The organism is Streptomyces sp. NPDC059740 (assembly GCF_042733155.1).
Taxonomy (GTDB): Bacteria; Actinomycetota; Actinomycetes; order Streptomycetales; family Streptomycetaceae; genus Streptomyces.
Genome location: NZ_JBHWGP010000016.1, coordinates 114,697 through 131,764 on the forward strand (window position 1 = coordinate 114,697; position 17,068 = coordinate 131,764).

The 17,068-nt window shown below is 72.0% G+C and carries 13 protein-coding genes; 2 read left to right on the forward strand and 11 right to left on the reverse strand.

The window, feature by feature from the left end; genetic code table 11:
* Positions 1 to 278 precede the first annotated feature (278 nt).
* Positions 279 to 1,073: an SDR family NAD(P)-dependent oxidoreductase gene (locus ACFV3R_RS20115; RefSeq protein WP_385584462.1), complete on the reverse strand. Its 795-nt coding sequence runs from the start codon at positions 1,071 to 1,073 to the stop codon at positions 279 to 281.
* Positions 1,074 to 1,170: 97 nt separating this feature from the next.
* On the opposite strand from ACFV3R_RS20115, the gene ACFV3R_RS20120 reads away from it, so the two are divergent.
* Entirely contained in the window at positions 1,171 to 1,794 is a 624-nt protein-coding gene (locus ACFV3R_RS20120; protein ID WP_385584465.1) for a TetR/AcrR family transcriptional regulator, read from the forward strand.
* Between the two features lie 126 nt (positions 1,795 to 1,920).
* Here ACFV3R_RS20120 and ACFV3R_RS20125 read toward each other — a convergent pair whose 3' ends face one another.
* The gene (locus tag ACFV3R_RS20125) at positions 1,921 to 2,646 is read right to left on the reverse strand and encodes a hypothetical protein (protein ID WP_385584468.1); all 726 of its coding nucleotides are present in this window, start codon (positions 2,644 to 2,646) and stop codon (positions 1,921 to 1,923) included.
* Between the two features lie 132 nt (positions 2,647 to 2,778).
* Here ACFV3R_RS20125 and ACFV3R_RS20130 point away from each other — a divergent pair, with 132 nt between their 5' ends.
* Positions 2,779 to 3,648 (forward strand): Fpg/Nei family DNA glycosylase, encoded by an 870-nt coding sequence (locus ACFV3R_RS20130; protein ID WP_385584471.1) that lies wholly within the window; start codon positions 2,779 to 2,781, stop codon positions 3,646 to 3,648.
* 286 nt (positions 3,649 to 3,934) lie between these two features.
* Here ACFV3R_RS20130 and ACFV3R_RS20135 read toward each other — a convergent pair whose 3' ends face one another.
* The 9 genes from ACFV3R_RS20135 to ACFV3R_RS20175 all read right to left on the reverse strand — a co-directional run.
* Positions 3,935 to 4,405, reverse strand: coding sequence for a Dps family protein (locus tag ACFV3R_RS20135; RefSeq protein ID WP_385584474.1), 471 nt, complete (start codon positions 4,403 to 4,405; stop codon positions 3,935 to 3,937).
* 434 nt (positions 4,406 to 4,839) lie between these two features.
* Entirely contained in the window at positions 4,840 to 5,223 is a 384-nt protein-coding gene (locus ACFV3R_RS20140) for a helix-turn-helix domain-containing protein (protein ID WP_385584476.1), read from the reverse strand.
* Between the two features lie 109 nt (positions 5,224 to 5,332).
* Positions 5,333 to 5,854 (reverse strand): CinA family protein, encoded by a 522-nt coding sequence (locus ACFV3R_RS20145; RefSeq protein ID WP_385584479.1) that lies wholly within the window; start codon positions 5,852 to 5,854, stop codon positions 5,333 to 5,335.
* Positions 5,851 to 6,555 (reverse strand): CDP-diacylglycerol--glycerol-3-phosphate 3-phosphatidyltransferase, encoded by a 705-nt coding sequence (gene pgsA / locus ACFV3R_RS20150; protein ID WP_385584483.1) that lies wholly within the window; start codon positions 6,553 to 6,555, stop codon positions 5,851 to 5,853. Before pgsA ends, ACFV3R_RS20145 begins: the two co-directional genes overlap by 4 nt.
* Positions 6,552 to 8,078, reverse strand: a complete 1,527-nt coding sequence (gene rimO, locus ACFV3R_RS20155; RefSeq protein ID WP_385584486.1) for a 30S ribosomal protein S12 methylthiotransferase RimO — start codon at positions 8,076 to 8,078, stop codon at positions 6,552 to 6,554. The genes pgsA and rimO overlap by 4 nt, the downstream gene beginning before the upstream one ends.
* 148 nt (positions 8,079 to 8,226) lie before the next feature.
* Positions 8,227 to 9,030, reverse strand: a complete 804-nt coding sequence (locus tag ACFV3R_RS20160) for a helix-turn-helix domain-containing protein (RefSeq protein WP_385584489.1) — start codon at positions 9,028 to 9,030, stop codon at positions 8,227 to 8,229.
* Between the two features lie 323 nt (positions 9,031 to 9,353).
* Positions 9,354 to 12,263 (reverse strand): DNA translocase FtsK, encoded by a 2,910-nt coding sequence (locus ACFV3R_RS20165; protein WP_385584492.1) that lies wholly within the window; start codon positions 12,261 to 12,263, stop codon positions 9,354 to 9,356.
* 325 nt (positions 12,264 to 12,588) lie between these two features.
* Positions 12,589 to 13,266, reverse strand: coding sequence for a two-component system response regulator (locus ACFV3R_RS20170; RefSeq protein ID WP_385584495.1), 678 nt, complete (start codon positions 13,264 to 13,266; stop codon positions 12,589 to 12,591).
* 477 nt (positions 13,267 to 13,743) lie between these two features.
* Positions 13,744 to 17,068, reverse strand: a 3,325-nt coding sequence (locus ACFV3R_RS20175) for a HAMP domain-containing protein (protein ID WP_385584498.1), incomplete at its 5' end; no start/stop codon positions are given.

Consider the following 17,068-nt stretch of genomic DNA (forward strand, 5'->3'; position numbering starts at 1 on the left):
CGACAGGGCCGGGGAGACCATGTCGGAGAGGCACGGCGGGGGGCGGCCTCGGGCCGCCGCACGGTGGGGGCTCCCGCGGGGCTGGGCAGTGTCTTCACAGTGGCGTCGTTCGCCCGAAGGGCGGGTCCGGTGGCGTCTGGTGCGTGCGATCGCAGGGCGGAGGGAGGGGAGCGCAGCGGGCTGCGCCGACGACCGACAACGCGGCGAGCGTGCGTGCCAGACGCCACCGGACAGGCGGGACTGTGAAGACACTGCCCAGCGACCGGGGCCCTACCGGGTCAGGCCAGGGATTCGCCGCCGTCAACGGTGAGGACCTGGCCGGTGACGTAGTTGTTGGCCATGAGGAAGAGAGCGGCGGCGGCGGCTTCCTCGGGGGTGCCGACGCGGCCGAGGGGCGCGGCGGCACCGGCGGCGGAGATCGCTTCGTCGGAGTCCAGTCCTGACTGCCCACGCAGGAGCGGGGTGTCGAACCGACCGAAGCGGAGGGTGTTGACGCGCAGCCGCGACGGGGCCAGCTCCACCGCGAGCGCCCTGGTGAGGGACTCCACGGCCCCGGCGGCAGCCAGCAGAGTGGTCATTCCGGGCCCGGGCCGGAGCACGAGAATGCCCGAGGTGAAGGTGAGTGAGCCCCCGGCGGGGAGCCGGGTCGCCGCCGCGCGGGCAGCGGCGAAGGACGACCGGAGTCGGGAGCCCAGACTCTCGTCGTAGTCGTCCGCCGTCAGCTCGGTCAGCGGACCGATGCCGCCCATGCCGCCGGCGGTGAGCAGTACGTGGTCGACGTGGCCGGCCCTGTCGAAGGCCTCGGTGAGGGTCCGGTCCTCGCCACTGTCCCCGGCGACGGCCAGCACGGCGTCGTCGGGAGCATCGGCCGGGCCGGCGCTCCGCACCCGGGCGACCGCGGACTTCAGCCGGTCGGGGTCGCGGCCGACCAGCACCACCCGGGCGCCGACCGAACGCAGCAGGACGCCCGCCGCCAGTCCGATGCCCGAGCTTCCCCCTACGAGGACGGCGGTCGTGCCGGCCAGGGCGCTCGGCAGCGGCGGACGGACGGGAACGGGAGCCGTAGTGCTCATGGGTTTGCCTCCGAGGAATAAACTATCTGGTTGTTTTAGCTGCCACCGATGATCCTCCCGGAACATCCAGGAGTCAACCCGATGGTTTAATTCCCTCATGGCCTATGACGCGGAGGACACCCGACGGCGGATCTTCGCCGCCGCTACCGCCGAGTTCGCCCGGCACGGCCTGGCGGGTGCCAGGGTCGACCGGATCGCCACGGCTGCCGAGGCCAACAAGCAGGCCATCTACCTGTACTTCGGGGGCAAGGAGAAGCTGTTCGCCGCCGTTTTGCGGGCGAAGCTCGAGGAGGTACGCGTCTCCCTGTCCATCGATCCCGACGCGGTGGCCGAGTCGGCCGGACAGATCTTCGACTGGTACCACGAACACCCTGAGCTGATCAGGCTGCTGCTCTGGGAGGCGCTGGAGACCGACGGCGAACCCCACGAGAGTGAGCGGACGCACCGTGATGCCTACCGCGAGAAGGCGCACGTGCTCATCCGCGCCGGGGCGGCCCCGCACCTCCGCGAGGACGCACGCGTCCGTGCCGCCCAGGACCTGTTGTTCACCCTCATGGGACTCATCGCCTGGAACTTCGCCGTCCCCGGGATGTGCCGCATGGTCCTGGACGAGACGACCGACCAGGCCGCCCTGGCCCGGCGCCGCGAGACAGTGATCCAGGTCGCCCGCACCCTCACCGCCGCCGCCGCCGGAGACCGCCACACCGCCGGTTCGGAGTGAGGGCCGGCCACCCACCTGCGGCAGGCACCGAGGCAGCCACCTGCCGCCGGCCACCCGCCACGACCCCGGGGCGGGGCGGTCCCGCCCCAGCCTCAGCCCCGGCGGGGAAGACCCGGCCCGAAGCCCTCAGGCCTGGCGACCGGAGCCCCGCGGCGTACCGTCCCACCGCCAGGAGGTGAGGCGGGGACGCCCCGGCAGTGCGGCGCGGCCGGTGGCCCACAGCAGCACCGGCCACGGCTCACCGCCGGTCGGGGCGTCGGGGAAGAGCCGGGCCAGGACCCGCGCGCACGGTCCGGCCGGCGGGTGCCAGGTCAGGCCGAGCCCCTGAGCGAGGTCGTCGGTGTGCACCAGGGTCTCCACCAGCCCCATGGCGGCGAAACCCGCCGGGTCGGACGCGCCGAAGACATGGTGGGAGCGGGTTGCCGGAGGGGTGACGCGCACCATGGCCGCCAGCAGACCTCCGCACGCCTCCAGCACCTGGAGCAGACCGGCCGGCCCGGCCGCGCGGTCCGCGTGGATCACGTTGCTGGGACCCGAGGGACGCCGCCGCGACCACACCAGGGGCAGCGGGGCGGTCAGGGAGGGCCGGGCCGGGCCCAGTTGGGCGGCGTAGGCGAAGAGGTCGTCGCCGAGGTGCTCCACCGTCTCCCAGCAGGACCACTCCAGCGGGCCGGCCTCCGCGTCCCAGGCGTCGGGGTCGGCCTCCGACAGCAGGGCGACCGCGAGGCCCACCACCTCCTCGAGGTCGTCGGCCGCCCGCCAGGCCGCGGCGCCCGCCGCTGTGGGGGCTGCTGCGGCGGGAGAGGCCGGGGAGACGGGTGCGGGCGAGGATGCGTCACGGCTGGGGGACATGCCCGCAGACGCTACCGCCCGCCCCACCGGTTGAACGGCCTCCCCCGCCACCCCCTTCCGATCACCATGGGCGCCGTGCTCCCCGACGACCCGAGACCGCACGGCGCGGCCTCCTCGCGGCATCATGGAGGCATGCCCGAAGGTGACACCGTCTACCGGGCCGCGCGCCGGCTGCACGAGGCACTGGCCGGCCGGCAGCTCGTCCGTGCCGACCTGCGCGTGCCCCGGCTGGCGACGGTCGACCTCACCGGCCGCACCGTCGTGGAGACGGTGTCCCGCGGCAAGCACCTCCTGACCCGGCTGGAGGGAGGTCTGACCCTCCACTCCCACCTGGGCATGGAGGGCTCCTGGCGGCTCTTCGCCCCGGGAGAGCCCTGGCGGGGCGGCCCGGGCCACCAGATCCGGGCGATCCTGGACACCGGGCAGACGGCGGCCGTCGGCTACCGCCTGCCGGTACTGGAACTGCTGCGCACCGCGCGGGAGGGACAGGTCGTCGGGCATCTGGGTCCCGACCTGCTCGGGCCGGACTGGGACGCGGCCGAGGCCGAGCGCCGTCTGACCGCCGACCCCGACCGGCCCCTCGGAGCGGCACTGCTCGACCAGCGCCTGCTGGCAGGCGTCGGCAACGTCTTCAAGTGCGAGATCTGCTTCCTGCTGCGCCTGTCCCCCTGGACGCCGGTGGGTGAGGTCCCCGAGCCGTCCCGGGCGGTGGGGCTGGCGAAACGGCTGCTGGAGGCGAACAAGGACCGTCTCGACCGGATCACCACGCCCGTCGACCGGCAGGGCCGCAGGGTCTGGGTGTACGGACGCGCTGGACGTCCCTGCCACCGGTGCGGAAACGCCGTCCGGGTCGCCGAGCAGGGCGACTCCGCACAGGAGCGGGTCACCTACTGGTGTCCGGTCTGCCAGCCGGGACCGGTTCCGGACGCCCCGCCCCGTCGGTCGCCCCGTCCCCGCCCCGGCGACCCCGCCACGCCGCGCAGTGGACCGGCAGGAGGCTGAGGCCCCAGCCGCCGGCGAAGACCGCGCCCTCCAGGGGCCCGGCGTGCTCCGGCGCCAGCGTCACTCGCAGCCCCGCCCACCACCAGGCCAGGCCGAGCGCTGCCCAAACCGCCTTCGTCGCGAGTCCACGCCGCGCCATGGGTGCCTCCTGGGCCGGGAACCTGGTGGATTACGGGCAGAGCAGGGACAGACGCGTCCGGGGGGACACCGTCGTGAACGGTGTCCCCCCGGACGCATCCGGCCTCCGGTCCAGCGGAAGTGTCCCGCGGAACCGGACGGTGTCGGGTCAGGCGGTTTCCGCCTGGAACATCCAGCGGTGCTTCTCCAGGTCCGCGGTCAGACCGATGAGGATGTCCTGGGAGACCGGGTCGGGCTTGTCGGTCGCCTCGATCCGGTCACGCATCCGACCGACGACCGTGCCCAGCGCCTCGACCATGAAGTCCACCACGTCGGCGTCCTTCACCCAGCCCTCGGGCGAGGTGGTGATCCCACTGGTCTTCGCCACGGTCTCGGCGCGCCCGTCGGGGGAGACGCCGATGGCGGAGGCACGCTCCGCGATGGTGTCCGCGTACTGGCGCGCGGTGTCCACCACGTCGTCCAGCTGGAGATGGACCGAGCGGAAGCGCGTGCCGACGATGTTCCAGTGCACCTGCTTGGCGACAAGGGAAAGGTCCACCAGGTCGACGAGCGCACCCTGGAGCGCGTCGCCCACGGTCTTCCGGGCGTCCTCAGGCAGCGTGCTGGTCACCACAGACATTCATGAACCCCTTTTCGAACGAATTCCCTTTTTGCCCATCGTGAAGCCGATTGGACGGTATCTGAACTCCCGAGTACCCAACACGGCCTTGCCAATGCCAGGAAGCACCACGGCTTCTGCGGGAGTTGTTCGGCCATAGGGTGGCCGACACGCAGGGACGCGCACCGCGGCCCCGCGCGTACGGGGCTCCCACCGGCGGTAGCCGGCGCCCCACGTGCCACCAGGGGAAAGGCGAGCTTCACGGCGCACCGCCCGCGACAACGCAGAACGCTCGACTGGAAGGTCCAGCCGAGCGTTACTCGGAGCTGTTCACCGCCCGACACCACCCGAAAGTGTGCCGGGGCATCCGGTCGCTGAAGGGGCGAGCACCCGCCGGGAACCGGGGAGGCGGGTCTCCCGCGGCGGCGGGCGCCCGGCCCGGCTCCGCGCCGGGCTCAGGCCGCGACGACGTCCACGGCCTCCGCCGGGGCCTTGATGGTGACGCGTTCGTCGGGCATACCGGTGATCGTCGTGACGGACACGGGGTTGAGCTTGGGCCGCACAGGCGTCGGCACGGGCTCGCTGGCCGCAGCCGACTGGGCCAGCTCGGCGAGGGCCAGCTCGTCGCTGACCTCGCGCATCAGCTCGGACATGCGCACATCCAGCGCGTCACAGATCGCCGAGAGCAGTTCGGAGGACGCCTCCTTCTGCCCCCGCTCGACCTCCGACAGATACCCCAGGGACACCCGGGCGGAGGAGGAGACCTCGCGCAGGGTGCGTCCCTGACGCTGGCGCTGTCGGCGCAGCACGTCACCGAGCAGGCGACGGAGCAGAATCATCGCTGGCTCCCTCCTCGGACCTCGGGTGCGAAACCTACTCGCCCCACCGTACCGCCTTGCGCGGTGGCCGTGCGGGGAGCGAGGACGTGTTCACTCATGGCTGCAAACATCAAAAACCCCCGCGTTGTTCCGTATCCTTTGCCCGCGCGTCGTCCGGCAGTTGTGCGGCCACTTCACCCATCAGGAGATCGAGGACACCCGCGACACTGCCCTCGCGGATACCGGCGCGGTCCCCCGAGAGTGCCAGGCGGCGCGTCCGTCCGGTTTCACCGGGGCCGACGACCGCGACGAAGACCGTGCCCACCGGCTGCCCGTCCTGCGGTTCGGGGCCGGCGACTCCTGTAGTGGCGATACCCCAGTCAGCGCCGAGCACACGCCTGACGCCCCCCGCCATTGCCCGGGCGACGTCTTCGTCGACGGCCCCACGAGCCGCTAGGAGGTCCGCGTCCACACCGAGCAGCTCCCGCTTGACCTCGGTGGCGTAGGCCGTGACCGAGCCGCGCAGCACCCTCGAGGCGCCCGGAACGGCGGTCACGGCACCTGACACCAGTCCGCCGGTCAGCGACTCCGCGACAGCCAGCGTCTGGCCGCGCCCGGTGAGCAGGGCCACCACGTCAGCGGCGGTCGTCACCGGGAGTGCTCCGGTCCCTGCTCCGCCGTCGCGGCCGACTCCGCACGGTCACGGGCCCGCCCCGCACGGCGCAGCATGACGGCCTGCCGCACGTAGTCGAGGCCGGTGGCCACCGTCAGTACCACCGCGACGGCCATGACCCACCAGCGCAGCGTGGCCAGCGGGCCGGTCAGCACCAGCACGTACATGCCCACACCGACACCCTGGGTGAGGGTCTTGAGCTTGCCGCCCCGGCTGGCCGGGATGACGCCGTGCCGGATGACCCAGAAGCGCATCGCCGTGATCCCGAGCTCCCTGGCCAGGATCACCCCGGTCACCCACCACGGGAGGTCGCCGAGGTAGGACAGGCAGATCAGGGCCGCCCCCATGATCGCCTTGTCGGCGATGGGGTCGGCGATCTTCCCGAAATCGGTGACCATGTCGTAGGTGCGAGCCACGTGGCCGTCGAACAGGTCGGTGATCATCGCGACGGCGAAAGCCGCCCACGCGAAGGAGCGCCAGGCGGGGTCGGTACCGCCGGCGTGCATCATCAGCAGGACGAAGCCCGGGACCAGCACGAGGCGGGCCATGGTCAGGACGTTCGCCGGATTCCACAGGCCCGCCTGCCGCCTGCGTGGCGGGGCCTGTACACCGGCTGCGCGGCCCACGGCCGTCGCCCCGGCCGGGGCTCCCGCTGCCGCGGAAGCCGAGACTCCGGTCATCTGCCCGCCTCCTTGGTACACGCACCCATCCCCTCGCCGTCGTGGTGCAGCGGTTCGGCGACGAGGTCCACACCCTCGGTCGCCACCACCTTGGCCACGACCATACGGCCCGGGGCCGGTGACGCCATCCCCTCATTGTCGACTGACAGATAGGTCACGCCGTCGGTCTCCGGTGCCTGGTGGGCGGCGCGTCCCACCACGCCGTCCTCCTCGTCGACCCGGTCGACCAGCACCTCCACCGTCTCGCCGAGACGTTCCTCGGCGCGCTGGCCGGTGAGCTCCTCGGCCAGCCGCGAGACCCGCGCGAGCCGCTGCGCCACCTCCTCGGGGTCGACCTTGTCCAGGTATGACGCCGCTTCGGTGCCGTCCTCGTCGGAGTACCCGAAAACGCCGACGGCATCCAGCCGGGCCGCGGTGAGGAAGCGTTCCAGCTCGGCGAGGTCCGCCTCGCTCTCGCCGGGGAAGCCGACGATGAAGTTCGAGCGGGCACCGGCCTCGGGTGCCTTGGCCCGGATCTGCTCCAGCAGTCCCAGGAAGCGGTCGGTGTCGCCGAAGCGCCGCATGGCCCGCAGGACGCCCGGAGCGGAGTGCTGGAAGGAGAGGTCGAAGTAGGGGACGACCTTCTCGGTCCCGGTGAGGACGTCGATGAGGTCGGGACGCATCTCGGCGGGCTGGAGGTAGCTGACCCGCACCCGCTCGATGCCGTCCACCGCCGCGAGCTCCGGCAGCAGGGTCTCCAGCAGGCGGATGTCGCCCAGGTCCTTGCCGTAGGAGGTGTTGTTCTCCGAGACGAGCATGATCTCCTTCACGCCCTGCTCGGCGAGCCAGCGGGTCTCCCCCAGCACGTCGGAGGGGCGGCGGGAGACGAAGGAGCCGCGGAAGGAGGGGATGGCGCAGAACGAGCAGCGGCGGTCGCAGCCGGAGGCGAGCTTCACCGAGGCGACGGGGCTGTCGCCCAGGCGGCGCCGGAGCGGTGCCCGGGGCCCGGAGGCGGGGGCGAGCCCGGCCGGCAGGTCGGCGGGCGCACTCGCGAGCGCCTCGTCCACCTGTCCCTGTGCGTGGCCGGGGAGGGCGACGCCGGCGGCGTTCTGCCGCTCGACGGGGCTGACGGGCAGCAGCTTGCGTCGGTCGCGGGGGGTGTGCGAGGCGTGGATACCGCCGGAGAGGATGGTCTGCAGGCGGTCGGAGATGTCGGCGTAGTCGTCAAAACCGAGCACGCCGTCGGCTTCCGGCAGTGCCTCGGCCAGCTCCTTGCCGTACCGCTCGGCCATGCAGCCGACCGCGACGACGGCCTGGGTGCGCCCCTGGTCCTTGAGGTCGTTGGCCTCCAGGAGGGCGTCGACGGAGTCCTTCTTCGCGGCCTCGACGAAGCCGCAGGTGTTGACGACGGCCACGTCGGCGTCGGAGGCGTCCTCGACGAGGTCCCAGCCGTCCGCCGCCAGGCGTCCTGCGAGCTCCTCCGAGTCCACCTCGTTGCGGGCGCAGCCAAGAGTGACAAGGGCGACGGTGCGGCGTTCGGGCATGCCTCTCAGACTACTTCGTCCCCGGGCGGGCGAACGCTGGCAGGGCGCCCCGGCCACCGGCGGACCGGCTGCCGCCGCTCGCCGCACGCCCCCGCAACCCGCCCCATGCGCCGCCGGGGCCCACCGCCTCAGCAGACGAAAGTGCTGGTCAGCCCGCCTGCGGGTCTCCCGGCGTATAACTCAGCCGCTCCACCGAGCCCTGCTCGCCGACCTCCTTGACCTCTTTGCCGTTGACGTAGAGCTGCACCGCTCCGGCGTTGCCGAGGACGAGGTCGATGCGCTTGTGGTCGGTGAAGGTGCGGGACTGGCCCTTCTTCAGCAGGCCGTCCTCGATCAGCTTCCCGTTGCCGTCCTTCGCCGAGACCCAGCTCTGGCCGTCGCGCGCGGTGATCTTTATGGTCACCTGGTCCTTGGGAAGGCCGGCGACGGCGCTGCCGGAGGGCCCCGGCCCGGGCGAGGTGGTCCGGTGGGACGCGCTGGGGGACGGCGACGGCGAGGTGCCCGCGGCCTCCTGGCCGGTGGCGGCGGTGTCCGTTCCGCCGCCGGAGCCGTGGACGAAGGTGAAGCCGGCGAATCCGACGACGGCGACGATCGCGGCCACCAGGGCCGCCGACCAGTTGGGGCGGGAACGTTCCGGCTTGATCCGCTCCGCCTCGAAGAGGGGAGCTGCGGGGGTGGGTTCGGGACGGCCGCCGTGCTCGGCGTCGTACCGGGCCACGAGGGGCTCCGCTTCGAGCCCGACGGCGCGGGCGAGGGTCCGCAGGTGACCGCGGGCGTAGACGTCGCCGCCGCACCGCGAGAAGTCGTCCGCCTCGATCGCCTGGACGATCGGGATGCGCACCCGCGTACTCGTGCTGATCTGCTCGACGCTCAGTCCGGCGGCACGCCTGGCCTGCTGGAGGGTGCTGCCGAGGGAGGGGCTGTCGTCTTCGGGGGGGTTGCCGATGGACACGGGGGTGCCTTTCGAGCGTGTAGCCACCTGCTGGAAACCCAGTCTAGGGGCGGAGCCGGAACGCGAGGCAAGCGGTGGAGCGATGTTTGTACGCCATCGGAAGGCCCCCCGGGACCTCGGGGGTGGAGCCGCGCGTACACCGCCCCGCCCCTTCCCCCCAGTTGACGTTCCAGCAGCGGAAACGGTTGCCCCGGCCCGCAGACCGGAGGGTGGAGAAGCCGTCGGGGAACGTATGACCGCCCCGGCGCCCGCTACTCCTGCCGGGCGCCCCGGCTTGCGCGACCCGTCCTGCTGTGCCCGGGCCCCTCCCCCTCGCGCGCCTCTCAGCCGGCGGGCTCCGTCTCGCCGCGGATCACCGCGAGGGCGCCGTCGAGTTCGTCGGGTTTCACCAGGACGTCACGGGCCTTGGAACCCTCGCTGGGGCCGACGATGTTCCGCGTCTCCATCAGGTCCATCAGCCGCCCGGCCTTGGCGAAACCGACGCGCAGCTTGCGCTGGAGCATCGAGGTGGAGCCGAACTGGGTGGAGACGACCAGCTCTGCCGCCTGGCACAGCAGGTCGAGGTCGTCGCCGATCTCCTCGTCGATGTCCTTCTTCTTCGACGAGCCGACGGTGACGTCGTCGCGGAAGTTCGGGGACATCTGCTCCTTGCAGTGGCCCACGACCGCGGCGACCTCGTCCTCCCCCACGTACGCGCCCTGCATACGCACCGGTTTGTTGGCCCCCATCGGCAGGAACAGCCCGTCGCCCTTGCCGATGAGCTTCTCGGCGCCCGGCTGGTCGAGGATGACCCGGCTGTCGGCGAGCGAGGAGGTCGCGAAGGCCAGCCGGGAGGGGACGTTGGCCTTGATGAGTCCGGTGACGACGTCGACGGAGGGCCGCTGGGTGGCCAGCACCAGGTGGATGCCGGCGGCGCGGGCGAGCTGGGTGATGCGCACGATGGCGTCCTCGACGTCACGCGGCGCGACCATCATGAGGTCGGCCAGCTCGTCGACGATGACCAGCAGGTAGGGGTAGGGGGTGAGTTCGCGCTCGCTGCCCTCCGGGGCGGTGACCTTCCCCTTGCGGACGGCGGCGTTGAAGTCGTCGATGTGCCGGAAACCGAAGGCCGCGAGGTCGTCGTAGCGCAGGTCCATCTCCCGCACCACCCACTGCAGGGCCTCGGCGGCCTTCTTCGGGTTGGTGATGATCGGGGTGATCAGGTGCGGGATGCCCTCGTAGGCGGTCAGTTCCACGCGCTTGGGGTCGACCAGGACCATGCGCACGTCCTCGGGCGTGGAGCGCATCATGATCGAGGTGATCAGGCAGTTGATGCAGGAGGACTTGCCGGAGCCGGTGGCACCGGCCACCAGCACGTGCGGCATGGTCGCGAGGTTGGCGGTGACGTAGCCGCCCTCGACGTCCTTGCCCAGCGCCACCAGCATCGGGTGCTCCTCCTCGGCGGAGGCCGCGGCCCGCAGCACGTCCCCGAGGTTGACCATCTCGCGGTCGCTGTTGGGGATCTCGATACCGACCGCCGACTTGCCCGGGATGGGGCTGATGATGCGCACGTCGGGGCTGGCCACCGACAGGGCGATGTTCTTGGTGAGCGCGGTGATCTTCTCGACCTTGACGGCCGGGCCCAGCTCCACCTCGTAGCGGGTGACCGTCGGTCCGCGGGTGAAGCCGGTGACCGCCGCGTCGACCTTGAACTGTGTGAAGACGGTGGTCAGCGCCTCGACAACGGCGTCGTTTGCGGCGCTGCGGGTCTTGCCGGGGCCGCCGCGGGTGAGGAGGTCCAGCGACGGCAGGGAGTAGGTGATGTCGCCGGAGAGCTGGAGCTGCTCGGCGCGGGGCGGCAGGTCCTCCGGCGGTTCGGGCGCCTTCTTGGTGAAGTCCGGGACGGTCGCGGCCCTGCGCTCCTCGCCGCCCTGAGCCCCCGCTCCGCCACTGCGGGCACCGGGCTTCGGCTGGGGCGTGCGGGCCGGCGGCAGCGCCTTGTCCTGGTCGGCAGCGCCCTTCCCGGGGGCCGGCTCGATGGCCGGGGTGTCCGGCGGGGCGGGCAGTTCGGCGGCGTCCGCCTCCCCGGCCGAGGAGCGCTCGCCCCGTTCCCGCAGCGAGGAGATGCTGCTGCTGAGCCCGGCGACCAGCGGCGAGGGCTGTACGCCGTGCAGCAGCGCCCCGTCCAACGAGGCGGCTGCGGCGGCCGCGACGTCCACGGCGTCCATGGCGCGCCCGTGGGCGGGCTGCGCCGAGCTCCGGCGCGGCCTGCGGCGCTTGGCGAGCGCGGCCTCCTCGGCCCGCTCCACGTCGAAGGGTTCGTCCTTCGCCGCCGCGCGACGGGCGGGCGGCGCGGGGGCGGGCTCACGCCAGTCGTCCTCGTACTCCGGGAGCGGTGTCACGGCCTGCGGCGCCGCGGCGGGCTCCACCAGCCCCAGCCGGGCCCCCAGCGCGCGCAGCCGCCGCGGCACGGCGTTGACGGGCGTGGCGGTGACCACCAGCAGCCCGAAGACGGTGAGGAGGGCGAGGAGGGCCACGGTGAGGGTGTCACCGACCAGGAAGACCAGCGGCTTGGAGACGCCCCAGCCGAGGTACCCGCCGGCGTCCTGGAGGGCGGTGACGCCCTGTCCCCTGCCGGGCGAACCGCAGGCCATGGCGACCTGCCCCAGCACGCCCAGGACGAGGGCGGACAGGCCGATGACGATGCGCCCGTTGGCCTCGGGCCGCTCGGGGTGACGGATCAGGCGCACGGCGACACCCGCCAGCAGTACCGGCACGACCAGGTCCAGGCGACCGAAGGAGCCCGTCACCAGGAGCTCCACCAGGTCGCCGACCGGGCCGCTGAGGTCGGACCAGGTGCCCGCCGCGACCACCAGGGCCAGGCCCAGCAACAGCAGCGCGAGGCCGTCCTTGCGGTGTGCGGGGTCGAGGTTGCGGGCACCGTTGCCCACCCCGCGCAGCAGCGCGCCGACGGTGTGCGCGACACCCAGCCAGCAGGCGCGCAGCAGCCGCAGCACGCCGCTGGTGGGGGAGGGAGCCGGCTTGGGGGCGGGTTTGCGGCCGGCCGGCTTTTTCGCGACGGCCTTCTTCGCGGGCGGGGCCTTGCGCACGGGGGCCTTCTGCGCCGGCGCGCTGCGCCGGGCGGGCGGCCTGCCCGCGGCTGCCTTCTTCGCGGCGCCTCCGGGCTGTCCGACCCGTTGCTTCGAGGCGCCCGCGGTGCTCTGGGAACCCTTGCCGGACGTACGTGAGGCCATGGTGACGAGATTACCGCCGACCGCCTGGACTGACACGAGCGATCGGCTCTTCACCCATTCGTGTCGCGCCCCGGCGTCACCGCGCGCCGGGCGGCACCGCGCCGAACTGGCCGCGGTGCGGGCACCCCTGGCTCCCGCTCAGGCCGTCGGCGACCGGTACGGACACCTGATCGCCCCTGTGACCGGCTTGGGCGTGTCACGCGTCGTCAACTCGGCCCGGACGCCACCACCGCGCACACGACACCGCCCGCGACCGGGACGAACCGGCGCGGGCGGAGGCGGGGCCGCCCCCTCGGCCCGAGGGAAACGGGGCGGCCGCACGCGGTCAGTTCTGCGAGGGCACCGAGGGGGCGTCGGAGCCCGCACCGGGCTCCAGGGCGTCCAGCGCCCGCCGCAGCCCGGTGAGCTTGCGCTCCAGATGGGCCGCGGTGGCCACCGCCGCCGCGTCCGCGGACTCGTCCAGTTGCTTGGACAGCGCCTCGGCCTGCTCCTCGACGGCGGCCAGCCGCGCGGAGAGCTCCGCCAGCAGGCCCGGCGCCTCCGCCGGCGTCTCCGGGTCCGGACGGCCGTTCTCCAGCTGCGAGCGCAGCAGGCTGGCCTGCTCCCGCAGCTGACAGTTCTTCATGTACAGCTCGACGAAGACCGAGACCTTCGCCCGCAGCACCCACGGGTCGAACGGCTTGGAGATGTAGTCGACCGCACCGGCGGCATAGCCGCGGAAGGTGTGGTGCGGACCGTGGTTGATCGCCGTGAGGAAGATGATCGGGATGTCCCGGGTCCGCTCCCGCCGCTTGATGTGCGCCGCCGTCTCGAAGCCGTCCATACCCGGCATCTGCACGTCGAGCAGGATCACCGCGAAGTCGTCGGTGAGCAGAGCCTTGAGCGCTTCCTCCCCTGACGATGCCCGCACCAGTGTCTGATCGAGCGCGGAGAGGATCGCCTCCAACGCCAGCAGATTCTCCGGCCGGTCATCGACCAGGAGGATCTTGGCCTTCTGCACCACAGCCCTTCCTCCTCGCCCCGGCATGGGGCCTCCCCTGTCCGAAGGACTCGGGAACGGACCGGATGCCGCCCCAGGGGACGGCTCCGTCTCGCCGTCCGTTCTTGTGCCGGTCATGGTAGCCGTACCCCGCCTGTCGCCACACCCTGTCACCGCGATGTCACTGCGCACGGTCCGAGAACGCTGCGGAAAGCCCGATGGTTCCCACGATTCCCCTCCTGTGCCCATTCGTGACCGCACCGAGTCGTCACCGGTCCGGGCCGGGCGACCGGCGACTGCGGCACGCTGGGCGCACGCACACCTCACGGCCCGGGGCGTCGGTGCCCCGTCCGGCCCCAGCCTGCCAGGGCGGCTACCGAATATGCCAGTGCGCCCGCGCACGCCGTCCGTCCGCCGCCCCGGCGCACGGCCCCCACCAGGGGCGTGGCCGGGGCCTGACGGGGCCGGGGCACCGCGAGGAGCTCCGGCCGCGGACCGCGTTCACTCCCCGGACGCCCCCATCCACTGCTCCATCACCTGGAGCAGGTGGTCGGTGTCGACCGGCTTCGTCACGTAGTCCGACGCCCCGGACTCGATGCTCTTCTCCCGGTCGCCCTTCATCGCCTTCGCCGTCAGGGCGATGATCGGCAACCCGGCGAACTGCGGCATCCGGCGGATCGCTGCCGTCGTGGCGTACCCGTCCATCTCCGGCATCATGATGTCCATCAGCACCACGGTGGTGTCCTCGTGCTGCTCCAGCATCTCGATGCCCTCACGGCCGTTCTCGGCGTACAGCACGCTCAGGCCGTGCTGCTCCAGGACGGAGGTCAGGGCGAAGACGTTGCGGATGTCGTCGTCGACGATCAGCACCTTCTCGCCGTGGAAGGCCCCCTCCGTCGGGCGGGTGGCGACCAGGTCCTGCCCGTTGGCCAGCCAGGACTCCTCCGGAGCCGCGCCCGCGGACCCGCTCGTCAGCTGACGGCGGCGGGCGCTCTGCCCCAGCTCCCGCTGACGCCTGCGCTCCAGCCCCGCCGCGGTGCCCCGGCCGGGACGCTGCTGCTGGGGCTGCGCGGTGTACCCCTCGGAACCGCCGTCGTCGTACTGGAGCTCGGCGTCGTGCGCCTCGGCGTCGCGGGCCAGCCCCTCCTCGACGAGGGCGGGGTACCCCTGCGGCGGCAGCCCACCGGGGTTCTGCGGAAGGTAGAGCGTGAACGTCGAGCCGCGGCCCGGCTCACTGGCCGCATGGATCTCGCCGCCGAGCAGCCGCGCGATCTCCCGGCTGATCGACAGGCCCAGACCCGTGCCGCCGTACTTGCGGCTGGTGGTCCCGTCGGCCTGCTTGAACGCCTCGAAGATCACCCGCATCTTGCTGGCCGCGATGCCGATGCCGGTGTCGGTCACCGAGAAGGCGATCATCTCCACGTCCGGGTCGCGCAGCGAACCGTGCTCCAGGAGCTGTTCGCGGATGGCCACCGGCACGTCGTCCCCGGCCGGGCGGATCACCAGCTCGACCGCGCCGGTGTCGGTGAACTTCACCGCGTTGGACAGCAGGTTGCGCAGCACCTGGAGCAGCCGCTGCTCGTCGGTGTGGAGCGTCGCCGGCAGCTCCGGCGAGACCCGCACCGAGAAGTCCAGACCCTTCTCCGCCGTCAGCGGCCGGAAGGTGGCCTCCACGTAGTCGATGAGCTGCACCAGCGCGATCCGCGTCGGGCTCACGTCCATCTTGCCCGCCTCGACCTTCGACAGGTCGAGGATGTCGTTGATCAGCTGGAGCAGGTCCGAACCGGCACCGTGGATCGTCTCGGCGAACTCCACCTGCTTCGGCGAGAGGTTGCCCTCGGCGTTGTCGGCGAGCAGCTTCGCCAGGATCAGCAGCGAGTTGAGCGGTGTGCGCAGCTCGTGCGACATGTTGGCGAGGAACTCCGACTTGTACCGCATGGAGACGGCGAGCTGCTCGGCCCGCTCCTCCAGCACCTGCCGGGCCTCCTCGATCTCGGTGTTCTTCACCTCGATGTCGCGGTTCTGCTGGCGCAGCTGCGCCGCCTTGTCCTCCAGCTCGGAGTTGGACTTCTGCAGCGCCCGCTGCCGGCTCTCCAGCTCCGCGCTGCGCTCGCGCAGCTGCTCGGTCAGCTCCTGCGACTGCTTGAGCAGCATCTCCGTCTTGGTGTTGACCGAGATGGTGTTGACCGAGGTCGCGATCATCTCCGCGATCTGGCTGAGGAAGTCCTTCTGGATCTGCGTGAAGGGCTGGAAGGACGCCAGCTCGATGACGCCGAGGACGGTCTCCTCGAACAGCACCGGCAGGACGATGATGTTGGCTGGCGGCGCCTCGCCCAGGCCCGAGGAGATCTTCAGGTACCCCGAGGGCGCCCGCTCCACCAGGATCGTCCGCTTCTCCTCCGCGGCCGTCCCGATGAGGGTCTGCCCCGGCCGGAACGTGGTCGGCATGGCCTCCACGGAGTAACCGTAGGAACCCGTCAGCCGCAGCTCGTAGGAGCCGTCGCCGTCCTGGTCGAGGCCGATCTCCTTCCCGTCGCCCCCCGCGGGCACCGCGAGGAAGAACGCGCCGTGCTGGGCGGAGACCGCCGGGGACAGCTCGCTCATGATGAGGCCGGCGACGTCGGTGAGGTCGCGGCGGCCCTGCATCAGGCCGGAGATGCGCGCCAGGTTGCCCTTGAGCCAGTCCTGCTCCTCGTTGGCGAGCGTCGTCTCGCGCAGGGTGGCGATCATGGTGTTGACGTTGTCCTGCAGTTCGAGGATCTCGCCTGCCGCGTCCACGTCGATGCGGACGTTGTGGTCGCCGAGGGTGACCGCCGCGGCCACCGCCGCGATGGCGCGCACCTGCCGGGTGAGGTTCCCGGCCATCTCGTTCACCGACTCCGTCAGGTCCCGCCAGGTACCGGCGACACCGCGCACCTGTGCCTGACCGCCCAACTGCCCGTCGGTGCCCACCTCGCGGGCCACCCGGGTGACCTGCTCGGCGAACGAGGAGAGCTGGTCCACCATGGTGTTGATCGTCGTCTTCAGCTCCAGGATCTCACCCCGGGCGTCGATGTCGATCTTCTTGGTCAGGTCGCCCTTGGCGATGGCGGTAGTGACCATGGCGATGTTGCGGACCTGGCCGGTCAGGTTGGACGCCATCGAGTTCACGGACTCGGTGAGGTCCTTCCAGGTCCCCGCCACGCCCGGCACCCGAGCCTGGCCGCCCAGGATGCCGTCGGTGCCCACCTCGCGGGCCACCCGCGTGACCTCGTCCGCGAACGACGAGAGCGTGGTGACCATCGTGTTGACGGTGTCGGCGAGTTGGGCGACCTCACCGCGCGCCTCGACGGTGACCTTCTTCGTCAGGTCGCCGTTGGCGACCGCCGCCGAGACCTGCGAGATGTTGCGCACCTGGATGGTCAGGTTGTTGGCCATCAGGTTCACGTTGTCGCTGAGGTCCTTCCAGATGCCGGTCGCCCCCGGCACCCGTGCCTGACCCCCCAGCTGGCCCTCGGTACCCACCTCGCGGGCCACCCGGGTGACCTGGTCGGCGAACGAGGAGAGCTGGTCCACCATCGTGTTGACGGTGGTGACGAGCTCCAGGATCTCGCCCTTGGCGTCGACGGTGATCTTCTTGGACAGGTCACCGCGGGCCACCGCGGTCGTCACCTCGGCGATGTTGCGCACCTGCGAAGTCAGGTTGTTCGCCATGAAGTTGACGGACTGGGTGAGGTCCTTCCAGGTCCCCGCCACGCCCTGCACCTCGGCCTGGCCGCCCAGGATGCCGTCGGTGCCGACCTCCCGCGCCACCCGGGTGACCTGCTCCGCGAACGAGGAGAGCTGG